This window comes from Pseudomonas sp. EB271-G4-1, from assembly GCF_058791355.1.
Genome location: NZ_JBYTEO010000033.1, coordinates 20,574 through 45,363, shown reverse-complemented (window position 1 = coordinate 45,363; position 24,790 = coordinate 20,574). Strand labels below are relative to the sequence as shown.

The 24,790-nt window shown below is 60.3% G+C and carries 24 protein-coding genes and 2 pseudogenes; 11 read left to right on the top strand and 15 right to left on the bottom strand.

The window, feature by feature from the left end; genetic code table 11:
* The first annotated feature begins 158 nt into the window (after positions 1 to 158).
* Positions 159 to 1,478, top strand: coding sequence for an MFS transporter (locus AC3WWR_RS17650; RefSeq protein WP_033044967.1), 1,320 nt, complete (start codon positions 159 to 161; stop codon positions 1,476 to 1,478).
* A 118-nt stretch (positions 1,479 to 1,596) separates the two neighbouring features.
* Here the strand turns inward: AC3WWR_RS17650 and AC3WWR_RS17645 are convergent.
* A pseudogene (locus AC3WWR_RS17645) lies at positions 1,597 to 1,968 on the bottom strand (COG4705 family protein); the annotation flags it as partial.
* A gap of 212 nt (positions 1,969 to 2,180) precedes the next feature.
* Between AC3WWR_RS17645 and AC3WWR_RS17640 the strand changes: the two are divergent.
* Together AC3WWR_RS17640 and AC3WWR_RS17635 are read left to right on the top strand one after the other, a co-directional pair.
* Positions 2,181 to 2,396 carry a hypothetical protein gene (locus AC3WWR_RS17640; RefSeq protein ID WP_008061934.1) on the top strand — a complete coding sequence of 72 codons (216 nt, stop codon included), beginning with the start codon at positions 2,181 to 2,183 and terminating at the stop codon, positions 2,394 to 2,396.
* A 240-nt stretch (positions 2,397 to 2,636) separates the two neighbouring features.
* Entirely contained in the window at positions 2,637 to 3,266 is a 630-nt protein-coding gene (locus tag AC3WWR_RS17635) for a flavin reductase family protein (protein WP_020799488.1), read from the top strand.
* Here the strand turns inward: AC3WWR_RS17635 and AC3WWR_RS17630 are convergent, their stop codons facing one another.
* Together AC3WWR_RS17630 and AC3WWR_RS17625 are read right to left on the bottom strand one after the other, a co-directional pair.
* Positions 3,267 to 3,497, bottom strand: coding sequence for a hypothetical protein (locus AC3WWR_RS17630; RefSeq protein ID WP_020799486.1), 231 nt, complete (start codon positions 3,495 to 3,497; stop codon positions 3,267 to 3,269).
* Between the two features lie 41 nt (positions 3,498 to 3,538).
* Positions 3,539 to 3,892, bottom strand: a complete 354-nt coding sequence (locus tag AC3WWR_RS17625) for a putative quinol monooxygenase (RefSeq protein WP_033041757.1) — start codon at positions 3,890 to 3,892, stop codon at positions 3,539 to 3,541.
* A gap of 338 nt (positions 3,893 to 4,230) precedes the next feature.
* On the opposite strand from AC3WWR_RS17625, the gene AC3WWR_RS17620 reads away from it, so the two are divergent.
* The gene (locus AC3WWR_RS17620; protein WP_020799484.1) at positions 4,231 to 5,172 is read left to right on the top strand and encodes an AraC family transcriptional regulator; all 942 of its coding nucleotides are present in this window, start codon (positions 4,231 to 4,233) and stop codon (positions 5,170 to 5,172) included.
* A gap of 135 nt (positions 5,173 to 5,307) precedes the next feature.
* On the opposite strand, the gene AC3WWR_RS17615 is transcribed toward AC3WWR_RS17620, so the two are convergent.
* From AC3WWR_RS17615 to AC3WWR_RS17590, 6 genes are all read right to left on the bottom strand, one after another.
* The gene (locus AC3WWR_RS17615; protein WP_033041989.1) at positions 5,308 to 6,363 is read right to left on the bottom strand and encodes an ABC transporter ATP-binding protein; all 1,056 of its coding nucleotides are present in this window, start codon (positions 6,361 to 6,363) and stop codon (positions 5,308 to 5,310) included.
* Positions 6,364 to 6,381: 18 nt separating this feature from the next.
* On the bottom strand, positions 6,382 to 7,230 hold the full coding sequence (locus AC3WWR_RS17610) for an ABC transporter permease (protein WP_033041990.1): 849 nt from the start codon (positions 7,228 to 7,230) through the stop codon (positions 6,382 to 6,384).
* Complete coding sequence (locus AC3WWR_RS17605) at positions 7,227 to 8,135, bottom strand: ABC transporter permease (RefSeq protein WP_033041993.1); 909 nt, start codon at positions 8,133 to 8,135, stop codon at positions 7,227 to 7,229. Before AC3WWR_RS17605 ends, AC3WWR_RS17610 begins: the two co-directional genes overlap by 4 nt.
* 173 nt (positions 8,136 to 8,308) lie before the next feature.
* Positions 8,309 to 9,412, bottom strand: a complete 1,104-nt coding sequence (locus AC3WWR_RS17600) for an extracellular solute-binding protein (protein ID WP_020799480.1) — start codon at positions 9,410 to 9,412, stop codon at positions 8,309 to 8,311.
* A 224-nt stretch (positions 9,413 to 9,636) separates the two neighbouring features.
* Positions 9,637 to 11,097: an aldehyde dehydrogenase family protein gene (locus tag AC3WWR_RS17595; protein ID WP_033041991.1), complete on the bottom strand. Its 1,461-nt coding sequence runs from the start codon at positions 11,095 to 11,097 to the stop codon at positions 9,637 to 9,639.
* Positions 11,094 to 12,731: a 5-guanidino-2-oxopentanoate decarboxylase gene (locus tag AC3WWR_RS17590; RefSeq protein ID WP_033041992.1), complete on the bottom strand. Its 1,638-nt coding sequence runs from the start codon at positions 12,729 to 12,731 to the stop codon at positions 11,094 to 11,096. Before AC3WWR_RS17590 ends, AC3WWR_RS17595 begins: the two co-directional genes overlap by 4 nt.
* A gap of 159 nt (positions 12,732 to 12,890) precedes the next feature.
* Here AC3WWR_RS17590 and AC3WWR_RS17585 point away from each other — a divergent pair, with 159 nt between their 5' ends.
* Positions 12,891 to 13,772 carry a LysR substrate-binding domain-containing protein gene (locus AC3WWR_RS17585; RefSeq protein WP_020799477.1) on the top strand — a complete coding sequence of 294 codons (882 nt, stop codon included), beginning with the start codon at positions 12,891 to 12,893 and terminating at the stop codon, positions 13,770 to 13,772.
* Positions 13,773 to 13,860: 88 nt separating this feature from the next.
* Here the strand turns inward: AC3WWR_RS17585 and AC3WWR_RS17580 are convergent, their stop codons facing one another.
* Positions 13,861 to 14,739, bottom strand: coding sequence for an MBL fold metallo-hydrolase (locus AC3WWR_RS17580; protein ID WP_168758867.1), 879 nt, complete (start codon positions 14,737 to 14,739; stop codon positions 13,861 to 13,863).
* A 118-nt stretch (positions 14,740 to 14,857) separates the two neighbouring features.
* On the opposite strand from AC3WWR_RS17580, the gene AC3WWR_RS17575 reads away from it, so the two are divergent.
* Both AC3WWR_RS17575 and AC3WWR_RS17570 read left to right on the top strand, forming a co-directional pair.
* Positions 14,858 to 15,763, top strand: a complete 906-nt coding sequence (locus AC3WWR_RS17575; RefSeq protein WP_492598925.1) for a LysR family transcriptional regulator — start codon at positions 14,858 to 14,860, stop codon at positions 15,761 to 15,763.
* Between the two features lie 147 nt (positions 15,764 to 15,910).
* Complete coding sequence (locus tag AC3WWR_RS17570; RefSeq protein WP_020799474.1) at positions 15,911 to 16,087, top strand: hypothetical protein; 177 nt, start codon at positions 15,911 to 15,913, stop codon at positions 16,085 to 16,087.
* Positions 16,088 to 16,095: 8 nt separating this feature from the next.
* On the opposite strand, the gene AC3WWR_RS17565 is transcribed toward AC3WWR_RS17570, so the two are convergent.
* The gene (locus tag AC3WWR_RS17565) at positions 16,096 to 16,992 is read right to left on the bottom strand and encodes a helix-turn-helix domain-containing protein (protein WP_033043451.1); all 897 of its coding nucleotides are present in this window, start codon (positions 16,990 to 16,992) and stop codon (positions 16,096 to 16,098) included.
* 435 nt (positions 16,993 to 17,427) lie between these two features.
* Here AC3WWR_RS17565 and AC3WWR_RS17560 point away from each other — a divergent pair.
* Positions 17,428 to 18,881 (top strand): annotated as a pseudogene (locus AC3WWR_RS17560) (MDR family MFS transporter).
* 133 nt (positions 18,882 to 19,014) lie between these two features.
* Here AC3WWR_RS17560 and AC3WWR_RS17555 read toward each other — a convergent pair.
* The 4 genes from AC3WWR_RS17555 to AC3WWR_RS17540 form a co-directional block, all read right to left on the bottom strand.
* Positions 19,015 to 19,863 carry a cache domain-containing protein gene (locus tag AC3WWR_RS17555; protein ID WP_033043449.1) on the bottom strand — a complete coding sequence of 283 codons (849 nt, stop codon included), beginning with the start codon at positions 19,861 to 19,863 and terminating at the stop codon, positions 19,015 to 19,017.
* Between the two features lie 116 nt (positions 19,864 to 19,979).
* Positions 19,980 to 20,849 carry an ATPase gene (locus AC3WWR_RS17550; protein WP_033043448.1) on the bottom strand — a complete coding sequence of 290 codons (870 nt, stop codon included), beginning with the start codon at positions 20,847 to 20,849 and terminating at the stop codon, positions 19,980 to 19,982.
* Positions 20,850 to 20,957: 108 nt separating this feature from the next.
* Positions 20,958 to 21,950 carry an NAD-dependent epimerase/dehydratase family protein gene (locus AC3WWR_RS17545; protein WP_033043457.1) on the bottom strand — a complete coding sequence of 331 codons (993 nt, stop codon included), beginning with the start codon at positions 21,948 to 21,950 and terminating at the stop codon, positions 20,958 to 20,960.
* Positions 21,951 to 22,006: 56 nt separating this feature from the next.
* Entirely contained in the window at positions 22,007 to 22,900 is an 894-nt protein-coding gene (locus AC3WWR_RS17540) for a LysR family transcriptional regulator ArgP (protein WP_020799468.1), read from the bottom strand.
* 96 nt (positions 22,901 to 22,996) lie between these two features.
* On the opposite strand from AC3WWR_RS17540, the gene AC3WWR_RS17535 reads away from it, so the two are divergent.
* From AC3WWR_RS17535 to AC3WWR_RS17525, 3 genes are all read left to right on the top strand, one after another.
* Positions 22,997 to 23,398 (top strand): ACT domain-containing protein, encoded by a 402-nt coding sequence (locus tag AC3WWR_RS17535; protein WP_492598924.1) that lies wholly within the window; start codon positions 22,997 to 22,999, stop codon positions 23,396 to 23,398.
* A 6-nt stretch (positions 23,399 to 23,404) separates the two neighbouring features.
* Positions 23,405 to 24,007: a LysE/ArgO family amino acid transporter gene (locus tag AC3WWR_RS17530; RefSeq protein ID WP_020799466.1), complete on the top strand. Its 603-nt coding sequence runs from the start codon at positions 23,405 to 23,407 to the stop codon at positions 24,005 to 24,007.
* 177 nt (positions 24,008 to 24,184) lie between these two features.
* Positions 24,185 to 24,781, top strand: coding sequence for a superoxide dismutase (locus AC3WWR_RS17525; protein ID WP_033043443.1), 597 nt, complete (start codon positions 24,185 to 24,187; stop codon positions 24,779 to 24,781).
* Positions 24,782 to 24,790: the final 9 nt, after the last annotated feature.

Below are 24,790 nucleotides of genomic sequence, written 5' to 3'. Positions count from 1 at the left end.
TCGCTCACACCCTCTCCAGAATAAGCGGATTTCCGCTCACTCAAACCTCAATCCCCCTCTAAACCGGCCCTCTCCCTCTTGGCACAGCTCCTGCTATAGCCCCCGCAGGCTGCGTTTATGCGCGCTCCACATAAAATAATTAAATGAAGGATCCTTCAATGGATAACTCCAATACCCTGCCCCGTGGGTCGGTTGCCGCGCCGGCAAAAGAACGAACCACTTCCAGCCGTATCAAATCGATCTTCAGCGGTTCTGTCGGCAACATGGTCGAGTGGTATGACTGGTACGTCTACGCCGCTTTCTCGCTCTATTTCGCCAAGACCTTTTTCCCCAAAGGCGACACCACCGCACAACTGCTGAATACCGCTGCGATTTTCGCCGTGGGTTTCCTGATGCGCCCGATCGGCGGGTGGCTGATGGGCCTGTACGCTGACAAAGTCGGACGCAAGAAAGCCCTGATGGCCTCGGTGTACCTGATGTGCTTCGGTTCGCTCCTGATCGCCCTGAGCCCGGGCTATGAAATCATCGGTATCGGTGCGCCGATCCTGCTGGTGTTCGCCCGCTTGCTGCAAGGCCTGTCGGTCGGTGGCGAATACGGCACCTCCGCTACTTACCTGAGCGAGATGGCGACCAAGGAACGTCGCGGTTTCTACTCCAGCTTCCAGTACGTGACCCTGATCTCCGGTCAACTCATAGCACTGGGTGTACTGATCGTCCTGCAGAACGTACTGACCACCGAAGAGCTATACGCCTGGGGCTGGCGCATCCCGTTCGCGATCGGCGCGCTGTGTGCCGTGGTCGCGCTGTACCTGCGCCGTGGCATGGAAGAAACCGAGTCGTTCACCAAGAAAGAAAAGGCCAAGGAAAGCGCGATGCGCACCCTGATGCGCCATCCGAAAGAGCTGATGACCGTGGTTGGCCTGACCATGGGCGGGACCCTGGCGTTCTACACCTACACCACCTACATGCAGAAATACCTGGTGAACACCGTCGGCATGAGCATTTCCGACTCCACCACCATCTCTGCCGCCACGCTGTTCCTGTTCATGTGCCTGCAGCCAATCATCGGTGGCCTGTCGGACAAGATCGGCCGACGTCCGATCCTGATCGCCTTTGGCGTACTGGGCACGATTTTCACCGTGCCGATCCTCACCACCTTGCACACCATCACGACCTGGTGGGGCGCGTTCTTCCTGATCATGGCGGCACTGATCATCGTCAGCGGCTACACCTCGATCAACGCGGTGGTCAAAGCCGAGCTGTTCCCGACCGAAATCCGCGCCTTGGGCGTAGGCCTGCCGTATGCCCTGACCGTGTCGATCTTCGGCGGCACCGCTGAATACATCGCGCTGTGGTTCAAGAGCATTGGCATGGAAACCGGTTACTACTGGTATGTCACGGCGTGCATCGCCGTGTCCCTGCTGGTGTACGTCACCATGAAAGACACCCGCAAGCATTCGCGGATCGTCACTGACTGACAGTCGCATCGAGGTCGGTCATACCGGCCTCTTCGCGATCAGGCTCGCTCCCACAAGGGCTGATTCACTCGGATCCATTGTGGGAGCGAGGCTTGCCCGCGAAGGGGACGCCTCGGTATCAAGTCAACTCGACTGCCGCCCGATTCCCGTACGTGTTCTGCGCGTACGAAGCCCCCGCAATCATCACCACCAGAATCCCCGCCAGCACCAGCGTCGAACCAATGGTGCCAAAGTCCAGCCCACCCTTTTCATGTGGCTTGGTCAGGAAATCACCCAATGTCGCGCCGAACGGCCGGGTGAGCACGAACGCCACCCAGAACAACAGCACCGACGAAATCTTCGTGAAGTATTTGAGCAGCACGACCAACGCAATGGTCGAGCCGATCAATAGCGCGCCACCGGCAAAGCCAAGCCCCGAGTCATCAGCCAGGTAATCGCCAAGCGCGGTGCCCAGGGTCTTGGAAAACAGAATCGCCATCCAATGGATTAATCACGAGTTAATGCCCGGCCGCCATCCTGAGTTTGCCTGATCGGTTAAATGCGATGCGTTCACTAGTCTCTGAAAGCAGTAAAGCCTCACGGCCTTAACATCTACTTAATCGATTGTTTTTAGCATTATTTTGCGCTTTTTAATCAGTTTAATTGGCGTAGCATGAAACCCATGCCCGAGAGACAAAACGCCAAAGAACCTGGAGAAATGAAATGAAAACCAAACTGTTCCTCGCCATCGCCCTGTCCGTACTGGCCGCCAACACCTTCGCTGCCGACGGTTACGACCGCACTGGTTCCGCTGTTGCAGCAGACGGCTATGACCGCACGGGTTCCGCTACCGTCGCCGCAGATGGCTACGACCGCACCGGCGGCGCCACTGTCGCTGAAGATGGTTACGACCGCACTGGCGGTGCTTCCGTCAGCTAATCCGCAAGATTGGCACCAAAGCCCGGCTTCGGCCGGGCTTAGTCATTTCTGGAGCACAGCAAAAACATGCGCACTGTCACAACACCTGTAGGAGCTGCCGCAGGCTGCGATCTTTTGATTTCCAACGGCAAGATCAAAAGATCGCAGCCTGCGGCAGCTCCTACGAGATGTTTATTGGCTGGAAAAATAGTGCCGGTCCCAGCACCATGACCGCCTATCGAAAGCCCCAGGATTTTCTCCATGCCCGATGACATCCACTACTACGAACCCGCCAATGGCCACGGCCTGCCCCACGACCCGTTCAACGCGATCGTCGGCCCGCGCCCCATCGGCTGGATTTCTTCACAGGATGGCGAAGGCCGCTTGAACCTGGCGCCCTACAGCTTTTTCAACGCCTTCAACTACATCCCGCCGATCATTGGATTTTCCAGCGTCGGGCGCAAAGACAGCCTGAACAACATTGAACAGACGGGTGAATTCGCCTGGAACCTCGCCACCCGGCCACTGGCCGAGCAGATGAACCAGAGCAGTGCCATGGTCGGACCGCAGGTCAACGAGTTCGAACTGGCAGGCCTGACCACCGTCCCCTCGAAAGTCATTCAGGTGCCACGGGTCGCCGAAAGCCCGGTGTCTTTCGAATGCAAGGTCACCCAGATTATTCAGCTGCAGCGGGCGGACGGAAATGTGGTGCCGAGCTGGCTGATTCTCGGCGAAGTCGTCGCCGTGCATATCGCCAAGTGGCTATTGAAGGATGGGGTGTACGACACCGCCGCGGCAGAACCGATTCTGCGCGGCGGCGGGCCGGCGGATTATTTCCAGCTGGGGCCTGAGGCATTGTTCAAGATGTATCGCCCGGGGGCGGTGAAGTGATTACCAGAGCAGGTCGGTGTTTTCCTTGACGTCCTTGAGGCGAGTCAGCTCCTTCGCGGCCGCATCATCGGCCTCGTGAGCGGTCTTGAAGGTCTGGCCTTCCAACACTTTGTGAAAACGCGGGGCGCCGGAACCACCCAATGCCTTGACTGCGATTGCGGCGTGGTAGCCACCCTCGCCCGGTACTACAGCTGAAACGGCTTCGAAGTGTTCAAAGGCTTTGCGTGCCATGTCGCGCATCCTGGCTAGTTGAGAATGCTGCCATTAAACCCTCAACCGGCCAGTTTGTGTACCGCTGCCCCGGACTGTCGCAACGCCTGCGTCGCCGACACGTCCTTGAAGGTGTGAAAATCCAGGCTGTCGACCACCAGTTCCTGCACCAGCTCGGCAAAAACCTCCATGGCCGGCGTGCTGAAGTACGCGTTCATGGCCTGCTGGTTGACCCAAAAACCGGACACCAGCCACAACTGCGGATCGCATTGCGACTGCTGCAAGGCGAAGCTCAGGCAGCCTGGTGCGGCCCGCGACGGCTCGATCAGCGCGCTCAGGCGCACTCCCAGTTCTTGAGAACGCCCCGGGCGTGCCCGGACAAAGGCCATATGACTGACGGGGATCTGCTTTGACATGTTCAACCCTCCCGGGGAGTCGCGAGGCAGCCAGCGGAACGGGCTGCGACAGGATCCAAGGTTAAAGGCCGATGTGCCTGTGTCGTTAGTCGATTCCTGCCGGCGCGTTGCACAATCCTGCGAACGTGCATGAACTGGCTGTAACAACATGGAAAATCCTGTCACGGTTCTGCCATGCGAGTTTCAAGCAAGTTTTCCCGTCTGCATCCCGCATTGCCCGTGCACGGAAACAACCCCGTGCAGAATCAGGCAAGCATCTGGCAGGATGTGTCTACCGCTGTTGCTTGCACAAACATATGCTCTGCCCCATCACCCATGCCTTGCCGAGGATGCCTTGCATGTCGTCTCTCGATCACTTTTCACACCCGCCGCAAACCCCGCTGGACACCGACATGGAAAAGCAGCGCACGGAACTGGCGGCGATCATCCGTCGCAACACTGCCGAAGATGGCAGTTATGCCACTGCCATCGGCTCACTGTTCATGTCGCGCCACAGCCAGTCCCACGAGTTCGCCCCGGTACTGGCGCAACCAGCGCTGTGCATCATGGCCCAGGGACGCAAAGAAGTTCAGCTGGCTAACGAGTATTTCAATTACGACCCGCTGAACTACCTGGTGGTCTCGGTCTCGATGCCGCTGAGCGGGCGGGTGGTCAATGTCTCGACCGAGGAACCGATCCTGGCCTTGCGGCTGGACATTGACCCCGCGGAGATCACCGCGCTGATCGCCGACGCCGGTCCCCTCGGCGTACCCACCCGGCCAACCGGACGCGGGTTGTATGTCGAACGTCTCGACAGCGCAATGCTCGACGCCGTGCTGCGCCTGGCGCGATTGCTCGACACGCCGAAAGACATCACCATGCTCGCGCCGCTGATTCGTCGGGAAATTCTCTACCGGTTATTACGCAGCAAGCAGGGGCATCGGCTGTATGAAATTGCCATTGCCAACAGTCAGAGTCATCGCATCAGCCAGGCGATCAAGTGGCTCAACAGCAACTATGAGCAGCCGCTGCGTATCGATGACCTGGCCAAAGAAGTGAACTTGAGCGTGTCGACGTTGCATCACCGCTTCAAAGCGATGACGGCAATGAGTCCGTTGCAGTATCAAAAGCAGCTACGCCTGCAGGAGGCGCGGCGCTTGATGCTGGCCGAAGGGCTGGAGGCTTCGGCGGCGGGGTATCGGGTAGGCTATGAAAGCCCTTCGCAATTCAGCCGGGAGTACAGCCGGTTGTTCGGCGCGCCGCCGTTGCGGGACCTGGCGCGGTTGCGCCTGAGTGTCTAGCTGAGATTTGTGTGGGGTGTGCCGGCCCTTTCGCGAGCAGGCTCGCTCCCACATTTGATCTTTGGTGTTAACAAATGCTGTGTTCACAGAAGATCCACTGTGGGAGCGAGCCTGCTCGCGAAGAGGCCAGTACAGTCAGGCGCCGAGTACGCGGCAAGCCTCTGCCGGCAATGTCACCGACACCGGATGCCCAACGCTCAAGCCAAACCCCTGGCACGGTGTACTCAGCGCGGTAAACGACACCCCGGAACACTCCACCGTAGTCTCGATGGTCGCGCCGATATCGCGCACGAAGGTCACCTTGCCCAGCAAGCGGTTACCCGCCGTGGCTTGCGGCGCCGACAGTTGCAGGTCTTCCGGGCGAATCAGCATCTTCACTTTTTCACCGACCACAATGCTGCTGCAGATTGGCACTTGCAACGCATCGCCGCCCGGCAGGCTGACCTTGCCGTCGCCCAGCGCCGTGGCTGGGAAGATGTTGCCCGAGCCGATGAAGTCCGCGACAAACTCGTTGGCCGGGTGGCGGTAGATTTCGATCGGCGTACCCACCTGCTGCACCTTGTGCTCGCCCAGCACGACAACGATATCAGCCATGGTCATGGCCTCGCGCTGGTCGTGGGTCACCATGATGGTGGTGATGTTCAGACGCTGTTGCAACTGACGGATTTCCACCTGCATCGACTCACGCAGCTTGGCGTCCAGCGCCGACAGCGGCTCGTCGAGCAACAGGATTTTCGGGTGGTTGGCAATCGCCCGGGCAATCGCCACGCGTTGCCGTTGGCCGCCGGAGAGTTTCGCTACCGGGCGATCGATCATCGCTTGCAGCTGAATCAACTCCAGCAACTCCACCACCCGCGCCTGCTGGTCAGCCTTGCTGACCCCGCGCAGTTTCAGTGGATAGGCGATGTTTTCCCCCACGGTCATGTGCGGGAACAACGCCAGGGACTGGAACACCATGCCGAAATTACGCAGGTGCGCCGGGGTATGGCCGATGTCCTCGCCGTCCAGGCGAATCTCGCCACCGCTCAGGGTTTCCAGGCCGGCGATCATGCGCAGCAAGGTGGTTTTGCCGCAACCGGACGGGCCCAGGAAACACACCAGCTTGCCCTCGGGCAAATGCAGGTTCACATCTTTTACCGCGCAGGCCGAGCCGTAATATTTCTCGACGTTTTCCAGAATCAGACCAGACATAAGAATCACCTCAAGAAATCAGAACGAAACGCCACCTTCACCGACCAGCTTCTCCAGCGCCCAGATCAGGACGAAGTCGATCAGCACGATCAGCACGGCAAACGAAAATACGGTTGGATCGAGCGACGACACGGTGCGGCTGTACATCCAGATCGGCACGGTCATCACATCGATGGTGTAGAGGAAATAGGTCACGGTGAACTCGTTGAACGAGACGATGAACGCCAGCAACATGCCTGCCAGGATCCCCGACTTCATCAACGGCACCACCACGTCGACAATCGCCCGCAGCGGCGAAGCACCTAGCATTTGCGCGGCTTCTTCGACTTCGCTGCCGATCGAGAGCATGGCCGCCGTGCAGTTCTTCACCACGAACGGCAGTGCCAGGATCACGTGGGCGATCACCAGCCGCGAAGTGGTCATCTGGAACGGCAGGCTGTCGAACACCAGCAGCAACGCCAGGCCCAGCACCACCATCGGGAACACCAGGGGCAGCGACATCAATTGCAGCGCCACGGCCTTGCCACGGAACTCGCAACGGGTCAGGGCATAGGCCGCCGGCACGGCGATGATGGTCGCGAAGACCATGGTCAGGCACGACACCATCAGGCTGGTGGTCATGGCCTTGCCCAGGCTCAGCACATCGCTGGCGTCCGGCGACACGAAGGTCTGCCAGGCTGCCTTGTACCATTGCAGGCTATAGCTGCTGGGCGGGAAGTCGAGGTTCGACGCGCCGCTGAACGACATCACGATCATGGTCAGGATCGGCAATACCGCCAGCAGCAGGATGAAGCCCGAAAGGATGCCGGCAAACTTGCCGGTCTCGCCGGGCAACAGCCCATATCGCTTCTTGGTCAGGGTGCTCATTGGGAAGCCTCCAGCATGCGCCGACGACGGCCAGTGATGAATTCGGACAAGGTCATGATCGCCAGGGTGGTGACGATCAGCACCACGCCGGCGGCGGACGCGGCGGGCCAGTTCATCAGCGGGGCGATCTGGTCATGCACCATCACCGCCAGCATCGGCACGCGTCGACCACCGAGCAGCAGCGGCACCACGAAGCTGCTGGCGTTGTAGGCAAACACCAGCGTCGCGCCGGTGATGATCCCCGGCAGGCTCATAGGCAAGACCACTTGGCGAAACACCTGGAAACGACTGGCGCCGAGGGTGGCGGCTGCTTCTTCGTAGCTGCGGGCGACGCCGCGCATGGCGCTGGCAATCGGCAGCACGGCCAGCGGGAAGGCGGTTTGCACCAGGCCCATCAACACGCCGTTCTGGTTGTACAACAGCATGATCGGGCGCTTGATCAGGCCCAGGCCCATCAGTGCCTGGTTGAGCATGCCGCCGGGACCGAGAATCACCAGCCAGCCGTAGCTTTGCAGCAGCAGGTTGACCAGCAACGGCAACAGCACTGCGGCGAGAAAGATCCGCCGCACAAACGGCGAAGTCAGGCGCGACATGGTGTAGGCCACCGGGATCGCCAGTATCACCGCGATCACCGCGCTGATCAGCGCCAGGCGCAGGGTCAGCATCAGCGATTTAAGGTAGTAGGGTTCGAGCAATTGGGCGTAGCTGGCCAGGCTGAACCCGGACCATTCCGCGCCTTTGGTGCCCACGCTCATGCGCAGCACCAGCAGGCTGGCGGCAATCAGTACGCCAAGAAACAGCATCGACGGCGTGAGGAAAAACCAGGCACGGGCCGTCGGCGAAACACCCCGGTTCGGGCGCGGCTCGGCGACACTGACCGAATGGGTCAAAGGTTGGTGTTCCATAGCAAAGGTCTCGTCAATGGAAAGCAGCTGAAACACAGATCTTCCAGACACATCATTCCCTTGTGGGAGCGAGCCTGCTCGCGAAAGCGATTTGTCAGTCGACATCAAGGGTGAATGTCAGACCGCATTCGCGAGCAGGCTCGCTCCCACAGGGGATCTTCAGTGGTCGAAGATCAGGAAGAAAAGATTTCCGTGTAACGACGAATCCATTGGTCATGCACGGTGGCCAGGAAGGCGTTGTCGTGCATGATCGCCTTCTCGGCAATCTGCTCCGGCGTGAGGATGTACGGGCTCTTGCGCGCTTCGGCGGAGATGATCGCCTTGGCATTGACCGGGCCGTTGTAGATGTCTTCAGCCATCTTGCCCTGCACCAGCGGGTCCAGGGAGTGGTTGATGAAGGCGTAGGTCAGGTCGGTATCGCCCGGACGATTCTTCGGCATCACCGAGAGCATCAGGTCGGTGTAGAAACCTTCCTTCATGCCGAAGGTGGCGCCCAGACCGTAGTTCGGATCGCGGATCTGTTTCGGGAAAAACGCCGGGGCGTACAGGCCGCCCATGTCCAGGGAGCCAGTGCGGAACAGTTCGGCAATCTGGTTCGGGTTCTCGCCCAGGGTCACCACACGATCCTTGAGCTCGGCGAGTTTCTTGAAGCCCGGCTCGATGTTGTGCTCGTCACCACCGGCCAGTTTGGCGGCGATGATGATCAGGTCCATGGCCTCGGTCCAGTTCGGCGGCGGCAGGAAGATGTTCGGCGACAGGTCGGCGTCCCACAGGGCGGCATAGCTGTCCGGTGCCTGCTTGATGGTGCGCGTGCTGTAGACCAGGCTGTTGCACCAGAGCAGGTAGCCGATACCGTGGCCATTGGCGCCGGTGCGGTATTTCTCCGGTACGTCGACCAGGTTAGGGATGCGGTTGAGGTCGGGCTTTTCCAGCAGGTTGGCGGCGGCCAGGCCTTCGGCGCCGACGCCGGCCAGGGTGATGATGTCGTACTGCGGACGATCACCGCCGGCCTTGAGTTTGGCGACCATTTCCGAGGTACTGCCGGTGCGGTCGGCGATGACCTTGCAGCCGTACTTGTCTTCGAAGGTCGCGGCGATGTTGCGCAGTGCGGCCAGGCCGGTATCGTCGGACCAGGTCAGCAGGCGCAGGGTCTTGCCTTGAAAGCGGGTGTCGCTGGCGTTGGCCTTGACGAACGGCAGGCTCATGGCCGCCGCGGCAACCGAGGCTACGCCCACGGTCTTGATGAATTGACGTCTGTTCAGATCATGCTCGCCCATTACGGACTCCCTTTGTTTTTGTAGGTATAAGGCAGGTCGAAACTGTTGCATCCGCGCAGCCGGTTCAGCGTTTACCCCTCGTATGTTCGGGGGCTTTACTGAGCCAGCGGGTTCATCCTGAGGTCGTGTAAAACACCTGACTATCGATAAAAATTCATTGAAGCCATGACGTCGGCGCATGCCTCACTGTAGGAGCGAGCATGCTCGCTCCTACGGGAGAGGCATCAGACAGCGCGAATCACGTGCTTGATTTCCTGGAAAGCCTGCAAGCCCCATGGCCCCAATTCGCGGCCGATACTGCTCTGCTTGTAGCCACCCCAGGCGGTCTGCGGGAAGATCACTTGCGGCGCATTGATCCACACGAGCCCCGCCTGCAAAGCGTTGGCGACGCGATCCGCCGTTTCTGCGTTACGCGTAACCACGCTGGCGACCAGACCAAACTGGCTGTCGTTGGCCAGGGCAATCGCTTCAGCCTCAGAGGCGAAACGACGCACGCAAATCACCGGGCCGAAAATCTCTTCGCACCACAGCGCACTGTCCAGGGGCACATCAGTGAAAACGGTCGGCTGCAAAAAATATCCACGCGGCAGGTCTGCAGGACGATTGCCGCCGCAAACCAGTTTGGCACCAGCGCTCAAACCGCGATCGATGTGGCCGAGCACGCGCTGGTACTGCGCCTGATTGACCAGCGTGCCCATCTCCACGTTCGGGTCGAACGGGTCGGCCACACGAATGGCTTCGGCGCGGACCTTCACACGACTGAGGAACTCATCGGCCAGCACATCGGCAACCAGCACGCGGCTGGTCGCGGAGCACATCTGCCCGGCATTGAAGAAACCGCCACCGCAGGCCACTTCCACCGCCAGGTCGAGATCGGCATCGGCCAGCACCAGCAAGGAAGATTTGCCGCCCAGTTCCAGGCTCACGCCCTTGACGGTTTCCGCTGCCCGCTGCATGACCTGCACACCGACCGCGTTGCTGCCGGTGAACGACACCTTGGCGATGCGCGGGTCTGCCGACAACGGTGCGCCAACGGCCAGGCCAGTGCCGCACACCAGGTTGAACACACCAGCAGGCAAGCCGGCCTGGGCAATGATCCTCGCCAGTTCCAGCTCCGGCAGCGGCGTCACTTCCGAGGGCTTGAGCACCACGCAGCAACCGGCGGCCAGGGCCGGGGCGAGTTTCCAAGCAGTGGTGACCATCGGGAAGTTCCACGGCACGATCAGGCCGACCACACCGCAAGGTTCACGGCGCAGGCGCGCACTGAAATCGTCGGTCGGCAGCTCTACCGGGCTGTCCTGTTTCGCGTCCAGACCTTCAGCCAGGCCGGCGTAATATTCGAACGTGGCGATCACGTCATCAACATCGATGGCTGCTTCGAACAATGGCTTGCCGTTGTTGCTCGACTGCAAGTGCATCAACTGGTCGCGACCGGCCTGCACACCCGCGGCGATTTTGCGCAGGATCGCGCCACGTTCGGCGCCGGTGGTCTTCGACCAGTCGGCAAAGGCTTTGCTCGCTGCGCTGACCGCCTGATCGACGGCGCGCTCATCGCCGCCATTCACCGTGGTCAACAACGCTTCGGTCGCCGGGTTGATCACGCGCAGGTGTTCCTTGCCCGCCGACCATTTACCGTCGATGAAAAGGCCATCCAAAGTCGTCGGAAAAGTCGTGGAAAAGCTCATTTCGACACCGCCTTCGTCCACGCGGCCTGATCGATTTCAATCAGGGTCGGGCCCTGGCGATCGGTGGCAACACGCAATGCCGTACGCAATTGTTCAACACCATTGACTGCCTCGGCTGCACAACCCAATGCCTTGGCTACACCGATGAAGTCCGGGGTGTAGATGTCCACCCCCACCGGCTCGATGGCACGGTTGACCATGTACTTCTTGATCTCTTCGTAACCCTGGTTATTCCACAGCAGCACGATCACCGGGGTGCGCGCTTCAACGGCGCTGGCCAGTTCCGGCAGGGTGAACTGCAGGCCGCCGTCGCCGATCAGGCACACCACTGGAGGACGTGCGCCGCCTTCGACGGTGCCGCCCAACCAGGCGCCAATCGCCGCTGGCAAGGCGTAACCGAGGGTGCCGTAACCGGTGGAGGAGTTGAACCAGCGACGCGGGCGTTCCGGGTTGAAGGTCAGGTTGCCGGTGTACACCGGTTGGGTCGAATCACCGACGAATACCGCGTTCGGCAGTTCGTGCAGAACGGTTTCCAGGAAGCGGCTCTGGTCCAGGGTCGGCGCGTCCCAGGTGGCGGCCAGTTCTTCGCGCAAACGGGCGGCGCGCACCTGGCCCCAATCGTTGCGGCGCTCGGCCAGTGGCTTGTGCGACAGCGCGCTGAGCAAGGCTTGGGCAGCGTTGCGCGAGTCGGCGACCAAGGCCACGTGTGGCGGGTAGTTGCGTACGGTCTGGTCCGGATCGATGTCGACGCGCAGCAGCTTGCCAGGAATCTCGAAACCACCGGCGAAGGTCACGTCGTAGTCGGTCTCGGCCAGCTCGGTACCGATGGCCAGCACCACATCGGCCTCGGCGACCAGTGCGCGCGTGGCAACCAGGCTCTGGGTCGAACCGATCAGCAACGGGTGAGCAGAGCGCAGCATGCCCTTGGCATTGATGGTCAGCGCTACGGGCGCGTCCAGCAATTCGGCCAGTTCGGTCAATTCGGCGGCGGCATCGATGGCGCCACCACCGGCGAGGATCAACGGACGCCTGGCACCGGCCAGCAGCTCGGTCATGCGGCTCACGGCGGACGGTGCGGCGCCGGCGCGATCGATGTTTACCGGGACGCTGGCGAGCAGGTCGTCGGCTTCTTCAACCAGTACGTCCAACGGAATTTCGATGTGCACCGGGCGCGGGCGACCGGCCTGGAACAGCGCGAAGGCACGGGCCAGCACGTCCGGCAATTCGGACGCCGACATCAGGGTATGGGAGAACGCCGCCACGCCACCGACCAGTGCGCTCTGGTTCGGCAGTTCGTGGAGCTTGCCGCGACCGCCGCCCAGTTGGTTGCGGGTCTGTACGCTGGAGATCACCAGCATCGGGATCGAGTCGGCATAGGCCTGGCCCATTGCCGTGGTGATGTTGGTCATGCCAGGGCCGGTGATGATGAAGCACACACCCGGCTTGCCGCTGGTGCGGGCATAGCCGTCAGCCATGAAGCCGGCGCCCTGTTCGTGACGCGGGGTGACGTGGTTGATGCTCGAACGGGCCAGCCCGCGATACAGCTCCACGGTATGAACCCCGGGAATGCCGAACACCTGCTCGACTCCATAACCTTCGAGTAACTTGACCAATACTTCGCCACACGTCGCCATGTCATTGCCCTTCTTGTTCGTTTGAGACGCCGGGCCTGCGCAGTGTTTATGATGGGTTCGCAGGTCCAGGGATGGCCTCATTGGAACGGGCGACACATAGCCGCAACAATGGATAAAAAGTCATACTAGCCATGTCCTCACGTCATACCTTGGATCCCGATGAAACGACTGCCTCCCCTGCCGGCGCTGCACACATTCCTGATTACCGCGCAGTGCTGCAATTTCACCCGTGCTGCTGAACAGCTATTTATCACCCAGGGCGCGGTGAGTCGGCAGATCGCCGGGCTGGAAGATTTCCTGGGTTACGAATTGTTTATCCGTCAGGCTCGAGGCCTGGACCTGACCGCCGAAGGACGGGAATGGCTGCCACGGGTCCAGCAGATTTTCGGCTTGATCGACGAAGCGGTCGAACAGATCGGCGAGAAGCGCGAAACCCTGCAGCTAAAGGCTCCGACCTGCGTCATGCGCTGGTTGCTGCCACGCCTGTTGCAATGGCAAAGGGAACGCCCGGACGTGCCGGTAGAGCTCACCACCACGGTCAAGCACGGCGTGGATTTTCATCGCGAGCAGTTCGATGCCGCGGTGATGTATGGCGCGCCGCCGGACAGCTCACTGCTGTCGCAAAAACTCTTCGATGAGCAACTGACGCCGGTGTGTTCCCAGCCATTGCTCGAAGGTTCGGTGCCGCTCCAATCGCCAAAGGACCTGGAGCAACACATGTTGCTCCACCCGACCCGGGATGAACGGGACTGGAAGGCCTGGCTGGCCACTGCGGATATTCGCTTGAGCAACGTGAGCAAGGGCCAGCATTTCGAAACGCTGGACCTGGCCATGTCGATGGCGTCCCAGGGCACGGGGGTGGCGATCGGTGACTGGTCGTTGATTGGCGATGACCTGAGTGCCGGGAGGCTGGTCATGCCCTTTGAATTGAAGGTGAAAACAGGGCTGGCGTATTACCTGGTTTTCCCGGAAAAACCCGCACCTTCTCCGAAGTTGCGCGAGTTGATGGGTTGGCTGGTGGAACAGGCGCAATCCCGGTAATCGAAACCTGCAGGGGTGTACTCGTATGATCGTTCACACGCTCTGCGTGGGAATGCAGCCCGGGACGCTCTGCGTCCCATTGGCAGATTTACCACTTCATCTCGCCCTTGGCGACCTTGGCGCTCAGCTCCAACGAGCTTTCCTCGCCCAGTGCTGGGTAGCGCTTTTTCATCGCCGCGATCAGTGCCGCCGAATCTTTGGCCTTGGCGGTTTCCTCATCGAAGGCCTTGATGTAATCGGCGGTGAATTTAACGGCGGCCAGGGATCGGGCGCTATCGCCGAGGTAATGGCCCGGCACGACGGTGTTCGGCTTCAGGGTTTCGATCGAATGCAGCGTCGCCAACCAATCGGCATGGGACTGGGGAGACTGGGTATCGGCCATCCAGACGTGGATGTTTTCTGCCACGACCACACCACCGACCACGGCCTTGATCGACGGAACCCACACGAAGCTGCGATCCGGTTGCTTGCCTTCAAGGCCGATCACTTGCAGCTTCTGCCCTTCGAGCATCAGGCTGTCGCCCTTGAGCACATCCGGCACAACCGTTTTGGCGGGCGCGTCAGCTCCCAATTTCGGCCCCCAGAACGCCAGTTTGCCGTCGACGGTTTGCTTGATGTGATCAACGGTCGGCTGCGAAGCGAGCACTTTTGCATTGGGGAATGCAGCCGTCAGGGTATCGAGGCCGAAGTAATAATCCGGGTCGCCGTGGCTGATGTAGATAGTGGTCAGTTGCTTGCCACTGGCGCGGATTTTTTCCACCACTTGCGCCGCCTGGGATTTGCCGAACTGGGCGTCCACCAGGATTGCCTCTTTCTCGCCGCTGACCAGTACCGAGGTCACCGGGAATATCGCTTTATCGCCGGGGTTATAGACATCCAGCGTCAATGTCGACGCGGCTGCGTGGGCGGCGAAGCCGAGGACAGCGGTCGCCAGCAAAACGCGTTTAAGTGTGGTGAAACCGATCATCTGTTGCTCCGTTGTTTGCAGGCCAGGGAAGGCCGGAATGGGAACAGAGCTTAGTTGCCTGCTTCAGTACAAAAAATGCGATGCTTGGACATAGTTTGTTTCTGAAACCGGGCAAATCATGGATCGTCTACAAGCAATGCGGGTGTTCGTCACGGTGATCGATCTTGGCAGCCAGTCGGCCGCCGCCGATCATCTGGAGCTGTCACGGCCGGTGGTTTCGCGTTATCTGGCGGAACTGGAAAACTGGGTTGGCGCACGCCTGATGCACCGCACCACGCGCAAATTGAGCCTGACCACCGCCGGTAGCGAAATATTGCCCCGCTGCCGGCAGATGCTCGACCTGTCCACGGACATGCAAGCTACCGTCAGCGTGCCGGACGATACACCTCGCGGCCTACTGCGAATCAGCGTCAGCACCTCGTTCGGCCAGGCGCAATTGGCCGATGCCATGGCGGCATTCGTCAAGCGCTACCCGACTGTCAGCATTGACCTGCAGATGCTTGACCGCACGGTGAACCTGGTGGACGAGCGCATCGACCTGGCCATTCGCACCAGCAATGACCTGGACCCGAACCTGATCGCCCGTCGGTTGACGGTGTGTCGCTCGGTGATCTGCGCCGCCCCCGCCTATTTGCGCGAACACCCTGCACCCCGGCGGATCGAGGATTTGAGCCTGCACAATTGCCTGACCCACTCGTACTTCGGCAAAAACCTGTGGCACTTTGAACTCGATGGCGAACAGGTGGCGGTGCCCGTGCAAGGCAACATCAGCGCCAACGAAGCCAGCACGCTACTTCGCGCCACCCTGGCCGGCGCAGGCGTGGCCATGCTCCCCACTTATCAGGCCGGCGTGTACATCCACAGCGGTGAGCTGGTGCGCCTGCTGCCCCGGGCCGAGCCAAGGCAGATGAACGTGTACGCGGTATACGCCTCACGCAAACACATGCCATCGGCGCTGCGTTGCTTGCTGGATTTTCTGGTGGTGAGGTTTCCCGAAAAACCGGCGTGGGATATCGGCCTGTAGGAGCTGCCGCAGGCTGCGATCTTTTGATATTGATCTTCTCAACGCCGCTAAAAATCAAGATCAAAAGATCGCAGCCTCCGGCAGCTCCTACGCATCTGACCTATGCTCAAGGTAATACCGAAGGGTATTCGTTCAGAGGTCTACGCCATGAACATCAAAACAAGAAGGTACCTCGCCATCTTCATCACCTGCGCGGTCACGCTCGGGTTGTATGGCGCTGCTGCGTGGCGTGTCGAGCAGCTACGCAACTTGCCCCGGGAGGCTGCCAGTTGCAACTTCGAGCGCTGCATTCCACACAACGCCACCCTTAACGCACTGCGCTAAGGAGCGGATCAGCCTTCTTTGTCCTGATCGGCCTTCAAGCGATCGCGGAACGCCTTTGGCGAGATGCCAACGCGGCGTCGGAACAGGCGCGTGAAGTTGGTCGGATCAGAGAACCCCAACACGTCGGACATTTCATAGATGGTCATGCTGGTGTAGGTCAGCAAGCGCTTGGCCTCCAACAACTGCCGTTCGTGCATGATCTGCAATGCCGGTTGCCCCGCCAACTCGCGGCAGGTGCCATTGAGGTGAGAGACCGAAATCCCCAGCCGATGGGCCAGGTCTTCAACCTTGACGTGCTGGCGGTAGGTTTCTTCCACCAACTGGATGTAGCCATTGAGGTATTCCCGCGCCCGCTGCGGTCGTTGACCCGCTGACCGGCGCTGGATCACCTGGCGGCTGACCCACACCATGATCACGCTGACCAGCGAATGCATGAGCATTTCCCGCGCCGGTTGGTGGCCGGTGTATTCGTTCTGCAACGCGCTGAACAGACTGTTGAGGTACGCGGCGTCCTGGCCTGCCGGGTAGCTCTCGGCCTGGGCCAGGGCATTCACCGAATGCCCCAATTGCGCCTGAAGATGCGCGATAAGCGGTGCCGCGAGGGTGACCACGAACCCCTCGACGTCTTCGCTGAACCGAAAACCATGCACCGACAACGGCGGCAGGATTTGGATCGCCGGTTCAGTCAGTTGCGAACGTTTGCCTTCGATTTCAAGCTCTGCCTGACCTTTGAACACGAAGAGCAACTGACATAAATCGGCGTGGCGGTGGGGTTTGATTTCCCATTGATGTTCGCGACTGCGTTTGGAAATGGTTTCACAGTGCAGCAAGTCCGGGGTCGGCCAATCCAGGCTTTCACCGTAGAGCTTGAACACCGGAATCGAAGGCAGGTCAGGCTTGTTCATCACTTCAATCCAGGTTTCGGAATGGACGACGGGCGATAATCGCACCGAATGGCAGAATGTACAGCTACCCGCTCAGTTTTCACCTTCAATTGACCGACCCGCAAGGGAAAATTGCAAGCACTCGATCCATAAAAATCCATCACCGCCCCCCGCCGCGTGGGATCTGCAAGGGCTGACCCGTTGCAAAACGGTGATGGTCTAAGGCCAGACAGGAGTCATCCGCGACCGCATGGCCGCTCGTCAGGTCGAAGGTTTGCAAAACGATGGGCCAGGCCTTCCCTATGAGGCTATCGAATAGCCTCCTATCGACTTACACTGGCGAGCATCCCGCTCGCCTTGACTGGCGGGTCATTCACTGCCGCAGGTTTATTCGTGACCACTTTCCACCAGCCTGAATTGCCCAAACCGGCCATCCGCAGCGTGCTGATCGCGCTGATGCTGGCTATTTTCCTCGGTGCGCTGGACCAAACCATCGTTGCTGTGTCGATGCCAGCCATTTCCGCACAGTTCAAGGACGTCAGTTTGCTGGCCTGGGTGATTTCCGGCTACATGGTGGCGATGACGGTGGCGGTGCCGATCTACGGCAAGCTGGGCGATCTGTACGGCAGGCGCAAATTGATGCTGTTTGGCATGGGGTTATTCACCCTGGCGTCGCTGTTCTGTGGCATGGCCCAGAGCATGGAGCAACTGGTGCTGGCGCGAATTTTCCAGGGGATCGGAGCCGGTGGAATGATCTCCGTCAGCCAGGCAATCATCGGCGACATCGTGCCCCCCCGTGAGCGCGGCCGTTATCAGGGCTATTTCAGCAGCATGTATGCGGTGGCCAGCGTCGCCGGCCCGGTGCTGGGCGGATACATGACCGAATACCTTTCCTGGCGTTGGGTCTTCCTGATCAATTTGCCGCTGGGCGTGGGAGCATGGCTGGTGGCCAATCGCACGCTGGTCGGCTTGCCGATTCCGCAACGCAAACCGGTGATCGATTACCTCGGTACATTGTTGATGATCATCGGACTGACGGCGTTGCTGCTGGGTATCACCCAATTCGGTCAGGGGCACTCCTGGCGCAGTACCGAAGTATTGGGGTTACTGGCTTGTGCGGCAGCGGTGCTGGGCCTGTTCGTGCTGCATGAACGACGCGCATCGGAGCCATTGCTGCCGATGCACCTGTTCACCAACCGCAATGCGATCCTGTGCTGGTGCACGATTTTCTTCACCAGTTTCCAGGCCATCTCGTTGATCGTACTGATGCCCCTGCGTTTCCAGAGTGTCACCGGTGCCGGTGCCGACAGCGCTGCCCTGCACCTGCTGCCGCTGGCCATGGGCTTGCCGATTGGCGCATATTTCGCCGGCCGCCGTACCTCCGTGACCGGACGCTACAAACCGATGATCCTGACCGGCGCCCTGCTCATGCCGTTGTCGATTCTCGGTATGGCGTTCAGCCGCCACAGTCCTTTTGGCTGAGCAGCCTGTTCATGCTGTTCTGCGGTATCGCCTCGGGCATGCAGTTTCCGACCTCCCTGGTCGGCACGCAGAACTCGGTGCAACAGCGAGACATCGGCGTTGCCACCAGCACCACCAACCTGTTCCGTTCATTGGGCGGAGCGGTGGGCGTGGCACTGATGTCGGCGCTGTTGCTGGCGTTGTTGCAGGATTCGAGCTTCGCCCACCTGGCTGGCTCTTCGCTGTTGGCCGAGGGTCACTCGGGGAATGTCTTGCTGGATGGCCTGAACGCCGCACAGGGTGACGCGCAGGATGCCCTGCGCGCTGAACTGTTGCTGACGTTCAGGCATCTGTTGATGGTAAGTGCGGCGGTGTCGCTGCTGGGGTTGGCGGCGGCGATCGCCATGCCGGACAGGGTGCTCCGCGGGCGCGAGGACAAGGTCCGGTAGAGAGACCGAGTCGCCCGCATTCGCGAGCAGGCTCGCTCCCACAATGATTTCCAGAGTACACAAAATGTGTGATCACTGGAGATTCAATGCGGGAGCGGCCTGCTCGCGAATGCGGTGTATCAGGCAATACCATTCAAGGGCTGTAATACCCCACCGCCACCAGGAAATGCCCGACCTTCTTCAGATAGGCATGCTTGTTCTCGACCTTACCGGTCACCGGGTTTTTCCAGCGGTATTCATACTCGCCGTAATCCTGTTTCGCGATCAGCGCCAGCATCGGCTCCCCCACCGGCTTGCCATCCGGATCATTGATCTTGCTGAAATCGGTGTTGATCAATCGCAAGTTGGTGCCATGGGCGACATAGCGCCGGGTATCGAGGTCGACGACGAAGACATACAGGTCATCCTGCAGGTAACCGCCCTTCAGAGAGTTGATGGCTTTCAGGGTGCCCTTCTCGTCCTTGGCCAGGTCGGCCGCCGCCTTGTTCAGCAAGGCCATGGCTTGCTCCGCTGAAGCCCGTGGCAGGTAGTAACCGACCGCGAGGATTCGCTGGCCGACTCGCTGATAGTAGACATGCTTGCGCTCGACCTTGCCGTCGGACCAGTTTTGCCAACGGTACTCCGCTTGCTGGATGCCATTGCCCTCGGGCACTTTGAGCGCATCCTTGAAGGCCTTCTGCAGATCCGGCCCGAGCACATCCGACACATCCCGGCCAATCAATGCAGCCGACGGCCCACCGCTGGCGAGCATCACGCCCTTGGTATCGACCACGAAGACATACCGGTCCTGGTCGACAAACTCGCCCTGACGGCTGAAGGCGGCGAAAGCCTTGTCGCCATTGTCGTGGTAGTAGGCCAGGGCTTTTTCCAGCAAAGCAATGGCCGCCTGGCTGTCGGCCTTTTCCGTTTCGGCAGCTTGAACCTGGCCCAGGCACATCAACAGCATGCCCCCCAAACAGGCCAACTTTTGCACAACTCCCATGGCACGTCCCCCCGTTCTCTTGATGTTTCAAGAGCGTAGACGGCAATGGCGCATGCAGGGACATTCAGCGAATCGAGGCGGGGATCATTCCCGGCGAACCGGGAATGAGGCAGGGCTTACTGGCGAGTGCGCAGCTGCTGTTGCAGGTTCTGGATCTGCGCTTGCAGGCTGTTGATGGTTCGGGTGACCTGGCTGCGGAAGGCATCGAACTCAGCAGTGCTTGCGCCTTGAGAGGTGCCTGGACGGTTGTCCTGCTGGCTTTTGAGAACCACGATGTCCTGCTCCAGGCGATCGATGGCAGCGTTCGGATTGCCCTGTTTCTTCAGCGCCGTGATGTCGGCGCCCAGGCTCTTCAGTTGCGCATCGAATTTCTCGGTATCCGCCGGGGTATTTTTCAGCGTGGCCAGTTCACTGCCCAAGGCTTTGACCTGCTCCTGCACTTGCGCATTGGCCTTTTGCTGCTCGGTGTCCTGGGCGGCCATCTCGGCGAGGCGCTTTTCCAGGTCGCTGGTCTGCGCGGTCATCTGCGCCAGGCGCTTGTCCAGGTCCGAGGCCTGGCCGGCGACGCCCTGTTGTTGCTTGCCCTGATCCTGCAGCTGATTTTGCAGCTGCCGGATTTGCAGCTTCAGCGCTTCGCTGTCGGTACTGACGTTAGTCTGGCTGGCGACCACCTTGCCGGAAATATCCTGCAGGCGCCCCGCCGCTTCTTCACTGATTCGCGCAAAGCTTTCCTGGGTTGCCACCAGCTGTTGCTCCATCAGCGAAATTTGCTGGAAGCTCCACCAGGCAAGGCCTGCGAAGGCAAAGAACAGGGCGCCGACCAGTGCCCACAACGGGCCGGTACTCGCCGCCTTGACCTTGACCACTGGCGGCGTGCGCGAGTGCACGGAGGTGCGGGTGCTCTTCGGGAAATCATCATCGAGGATGTCTGCACGCAGGCTCGGTACATCGTCGAAGTCATCGTTGGCATCGTTACGCATGGACATTGAGTCAACCTTTGTGAAACACGGTGTTGGCTTGATGCGGCGCAGTATAACCCCCCACGGCCGCAACGATTGACCCCGAAGCCCAACCTCGGTTCAGTGAAGCCGATTTCAGCGAATGTCCTGGGCCTTCCACCAGGCGCAGAATTCATCGAGCGCCGTCCAGAGACTGACCTTGGGGTCGTAGTCCAGATAATGCCGGGCGCGACTGATATCCAGGGTGAAATTTTTCTTCATGACCTGCATGCCCAGTCGCGACAGGGTGGGTTCGGGACGACCCGGCCACAACTTGCAGAACCCCTCATTGAGCGCCGCGACACTGTAGCCCAGGCCGTAGGAACGGTAGCGCGTGACTTGTGGGACTTCCATTTTACGCATGACGTAATTGACCACATCCCACAACGGGATCGGCGCGCCGTTGCTGATGTTGTACACCTTGCCCAGGGCTGAACCAGTGGCCAGCAAACTGCTGAGCAACGCTTCATTGAGGTTGTGCACGCTGGTGAAGTCGACCTTGTTCAAACCGTTGCCAATGATCGCCAGGCGTCCCTTGCGCTGCATCTTGAGCAACCGCGGGAAGATGCTCATGTCACCGGCCCCGGTCACGAAACGCGGGCGCAGCGCCAGGGTTTCGAGGCCAAACTCCTGGGCGCCGAAGACTTTTTGCTCGGCCAGGTACTTGGTCGCGGCGTACGGGTGCTTGAAGCGTTTAGGCACCTGCTCTTCGGTCAATCCCAGATGATCGCGACCATCGAAATAGATCGACGGCGACGACAAGTGCACCAGGCGCCGAACCCGCTGCTTCAGGCAGGCTTCAACCACGTTTTCGGTGACCTGGACGTTGCCCAGGTGAAAATCCTGATAACGCCCCCACAGGCCAACGGCACCGGCGCAATGCACCACGGCCTCGACCTCGGAGCACAGGTCGCGTGCCAGCAGCGGATCGCACAAGTCGCCCTGGATAAACTCCGCGCCACGGCGCACCAGATGTTCGACGCTTTCGGCCCGGCGACCGTTGACCCGCACGTCCAGGCCCTGCTCCAGGGCGAAACGCGCAAAGCGCCCGCCAATGAAGCCGCTTGCGCCGGTGACCAGAATCTTCATGTAGTGCTCCGAATATTTCGTTTTTTGCGTATTGCGTGAGGTCTTGACGCTGCCTGTCAGCCCAACGGCACCAACCATTGCCGGGACACCTGCACCAATTGCTCGGTCAGCAACCCCAGCAACTGACCGCCATTGCGCCAATGATGCCAGTACAGCGGCACGTCGATCGGTTTATCTGGCAAAAGCTCCAGCAAAATGCCGCGCTCCAGTTGTTCGCGCACCTGAAGTTCCGGCACCAGGCCCCAGCCAAGCCCGGCCTCGGTGAGGCGGATAAAGCCTTCAGACGATGGGCAAAGATGGTGTTCGAAACCGCCATCGACGCCCAGGGATGCCAGGTAGCGATGCTGCAGGAAGTCGTCCGGGCCGAACACCAGCGCAGGAGTCCGGGCCAACTGATCGGCGCGCACGCCTTGGGGAAAGTGCCGCGCAATGAAGGCCGGGCTGGCCAATGCACGGTAACGCATCGCCCCGAGCAATACGCTGCGCGCACCGGCTACCGGACGCTCACTGGCACACAGGCACGCCGCGACTTCACCTGCGCGCATGCGCTTGAGGCCGACGGTCTGGTCCTCGACCACCAGATCCATCAACAGGTGGTGTTGCGCGCAAAATTCCCCCACCGCCTGGGCCCACCAGGTCGCGAGGCTGTCGGCATTCAGGGCGATTCGCAGGCGTTCCGGCAGGCCCTCTTCGTCCAGCGCCGGCACCAGCGTCTGCAAATCCCGTTCAAGCAGACGTACCTGCTGCACATGGTTGAGCAGCCGCCGGCCGATCTCGGTCGGTGACGGCGGCGTGCCCCGCACCAACACCGGTTGGCCGACCCGCGCCTCGAGCAGTTTGATGCGCTGGGAGATAGCCGATTGCGACAAACCCAACACCTGGGCTGCCCGTTCAAAACCGGCCTGCTCGACCACCGCAGCCAGGGCAGAAAGCAATTTATAGTCGAACATCAGTTTTCCTAATGAGCGATCAGCAATATTGGTTTTTCTTATACAGGTTACTACTGGAAAATGGCCAGCACGAACTCTTGCACAAGGATCCTCCTCATGGCTGGCGAAACTTCACTGGCAACGCTACTGCGCAGCATGAGCCCGCAACTCAATGCCGGCGAGTACGTGTTCTGCACCCTGGCGGACGGCCGATTGCCCGTGGGACTGGAAATCATCGGCAGCTTTCGCGAGCAGGAAGGCCTGACCGTAATTCTCGAACGCTCCCATGCAGAACAGGCTGGATACAGCTTCGACTACATCGCCGCGTGGCTCACCCTGAACGTGCATTCGGCCCTCGAAGCCGTCGGACTGACCGCCGCGTTCGCCACGGCCCTGGGCCATGCCGGGATCAGCTGCAATGTGATCGCCGGTTACTACCACGACCATTTGTTTGTCGGCCAGGCCGACGCCGAACGCGCGATGCAAGTGCTGCGCGACTTGGCAGCCAACGCGGAGTAAAAAATAATGTGGCAAAGCTATATGAACGGCCTGTTGGTGGCCTTCGGCCTGATCATGGCGATCGGCACGCAGAACGCATTCGTACTGGCGCAAAGCCTGCGACGTGAACATCACCTGCCGGTGGCGGCACTCTGCGTGGCCTGCGATGCATTACTGGTGGCCGCCGGGGTATTCGGCCTGGCCACGGTGCTGGCACAAAACCCGACCCTGCTCGCCATTGCCCGTTGGGGCGGCGCGGCGTTTCTGTTGTGGTATGGCAGCCAGGCGTTGCGTCGGGCCTGCTCCAGACAGAGTCTGCAACAAGGTGAGAACCAGACCGTTCGTTCGTTGCGCGCGGTGATGCTCAGTGCGTTGGCGGTTACCCTGCTCAACCCGCACGTTTACCTGGACACCGTTCTGTTGATTGGCTCCCTCGGCGCCCAGCAAACGGAGCCCGGCGCTTATGTAGTTGGGGCGGCCAGTGCGTCATTGCTGTGGTTCTTTACCTTGGCACTCGGTGCGGCATGGCTAGCGCCGTGGCTGGCGCGGCCAAGTACCTGGCGAATTCTTGACCTGTTGGTGGCGGTGATGATGTTCGCCGTAGCATTACAGCTGATCAGCGCCGGCTGATTTATTCCAAAAGGCTCTGGAACCTCTATTCCACACAGATGTTGCGTGGTTATGCCGCACCCCCGGTGCTATGATCCGACCCGATGCGCCGCAAAGAGTACAAACTCCCCGGCGCTTGTCTGGCCGCCCGTGATCGGCCTTGCGCTCACCGCAACTGACCTGATTAGGAGAATCATAATGGCTTTCGAATTGCCGCCGCTGCCGTACGCACACGATGCCCTGCAGCCGCACATTTCCAAGGAAACCCTGGAATTTCACCACGACAAGCACCACAACACCTATGTCGTGAACCTGAACAACCTGGTGCCTGGCACCGAGTTCGAAGGCAAGACCCTGGAAGAAATCGTCAAGACTTCCTCGGGCGGCATCTTCAACAACGCCGCTCAAGTGTGGAACCACACTTTCTACTGGAACTGCCTGGCGCCAAACGCTGGCGGTCAACCAACCGGCGCGCTGGCTGACGCCATCAACGCAGCCTTCGGTTCGTTCGACAAGTTCAAGGAAGAGTTCAGCAAGACTTCCATCGGCACTTTCGGTTCCGGTTGGGGCTGGCTGGTGAAAAAGGCTGACGGCTCCCTGGGCCTGGCCAGCACCATCGGTGCCGGCAACCCGCTGACCAACGGCGACACCCCGCTGCTGACCTGCGACGTTTGGGAACACGCTTACTACATCGACTACCGCAACCTGCGTCCGAAGTACGTTGAGGCGTTCTGGAACCTGGTTAACTGGAAGTTCGTGGCTGAGCAGTTCGAAGGCAAAACCTTCACCGCTTAAGCTCGACGC

Excerpts from the sequence above, each read along its gene's own strand:
- AC3WWR_RS17650 (WP_033044967.1), top strand. The coding sequence starts at position 159 with ATGGATAACTCCAATACCCTGCCCCGTGGGTCGGTTGCCGCGCCGGCA.
- AC3WWR_RS17640 (WP_008061934.1), top strand. The coding sequence starts at position 2,181 with ATGAAAACCAAACTGTTCCTCGCCATCGCCCTGTCCGTACTGGCCGCC.
- AC3WWR_RS17635 (WP_020799488.1), top strand. The coding sequence starts at position 2,637 with ATGCCCGATGACATCCACTACTACGAACCCGCCAATGGCCACGGCCTG.
- AC3WWR_RS17630 (WP_020799486.1), bottom strand. The coding sequence starts at position 3,497 with ATGGCACGCAAAGCCTTTGAACACTTCGAAGCCGTTTCAGCTGTAGTA.
- AC3WWR_RS17625 (WP_033041757.1), bottom strand. The coding sequence starts at position 3,892 with ATGTCAAAGCAGATCCCCGTCAGTCATATGGCCTTTGTCCGGGCACGC.
- AC3WWR_RS17620 (WP_020799484.1), top strand. The coding sequence starts at position 4,231 with ATGTCGTCTCTCGATCACTTTTCACACCCGCCGCAAACCCCGCTGGAC.
- AC3WWR_RS17615 (WP_033041989.1), bottom strand. The coding sequence starts at position 6,363 with ATGTCTGGTCTGATTCTGGAAAACGTCGAGAAATATTACGGCTCGGCC.
- AC3WWR_RS17610 (WP_033041990.1), bottom strand. The coding sequence starts at position 7,230 with ATGAGCACCCTGACCAAGAAGCGATATGGGCTGTTGCCCGGCGAGACC.
- AC3WWR_RS17605 (WP_033041993.1), bottom strand. The coding sequence starts at position 8,135 with ATGGAACACCAACCTTTGACCCATTCGGTCAGTGTCGCCGAGCCGCGC.
- AC3WWR_RS17600 (WP_020799480.1), bottom strand. The coding sequence starts at position 9,412 with ATGGGCGAGCATGATCTGAACAGACGTCAATTCATCAAGACCGTGGGC.
- AC3WWR_RS17595 (WP_033041991.1), bottom strand. The coding sequence starts at position 11,097 with ATGAGCTTTTCCACGACTTTTCCGACGACTTTGGATGGCCTTTTCATC.
- AC3WWR_RS17590 (WP_033041992.1), bottom strand. The coding sequence starts at position 12,731 with ATGGCGACGTGTGGCGAAGTATTGGTCAAGTTACTCGAAGGTTATGGA.
- AC3WWR_RS17585 (WP_020799477.1), top strand. The coding sequence starts at position 12,891 with ATGAAACGACTGCCTCCCCTGCCGGCGCTGCACACATTCCTGATTACC.
- AC3WWR_RS17580 (WP_168758867.1), bottom strand. The coding sequence starts at position 14,739 with ATGATCGGTTTCACCACACTTAAACGCGTTTTGCTGGCGACCGCTGTC.
- AC3WWR_RS17575 (WP_492598925.1), top strand. The coding sequence starts at position 14,858 with ATGGATCGTCTACAAGCAATGCGGGTGTTCGTCACGGTGATCGATCTT.
- AC3WWR_RS17570 (WP_020799474.1), top strand. The coding sequence starts at position 15,911 with ATGAACATCAAAACAAGAAGGTACCTCGCCATCTTCATCACCTGCGCG.
- AC3WWR_RS17565 (WP_033043451.1), bottom strand. The coding sequence starts at position 16,992 with ATGAACAAGCCTGACCTGCCTTCGATTCCGGTGTTCAAGCTCTACGGT.
- AC3WWR_RS17555 (WP_033043449.1), bottom strand. The coding sequence starts at position 19,863 with ATGGGAGTTGTGCAAAAGTTGGCCTGTTTGGGGGGCATGCTGTTGATG.
- AC3WWR_RS17550 (WP_033043448.1), bottom strand. The coding sequence starts at position 20,849 with ATGTCCATGCGTAACGATGCCAACGATGACTTCGACGATGTACCGAGC.
- AC3WWR_RS17545 (WP_033043457.1), bottom strand. The coding sequence starts at position 21,950 with ATGAAGATTCTGGTCACCGGCGCAAGCGGCTTCATTGGCGGGCGCTTT.
- AC3WWR_RS17540 (WP_020799468.1), bottom strand. The coding sequence starts at position 22,900 with ATGTTCGACTATAAATTGCTTTCTGCCCTGGCTGCGGTGGTCGAGCAG.
- AC3WWR_RS17535 (WP_492598924.1), top strand. The coding sequence starts at position 22,997 with ATGGCTGGCGAAACTTCACTGGCAACGCTACTGCGCAGCATGAGCCCG.
- AC3WWR_RS17530 (WP_020799466.1), top strand. The coding sequence starts at position 23,405 with ATGTGGCAAAGCTATATGAACGGCCTGTTGGTGGCCTTCGGCCTGATC.
- AC3WWR_RS17525 (WP_033043443.1), top strand. The coding sequence starts at position 24,185 with ATGGCTTTCGAATTGCCGCCGCTGCCGTACGCACACGATGCCCTGCAG.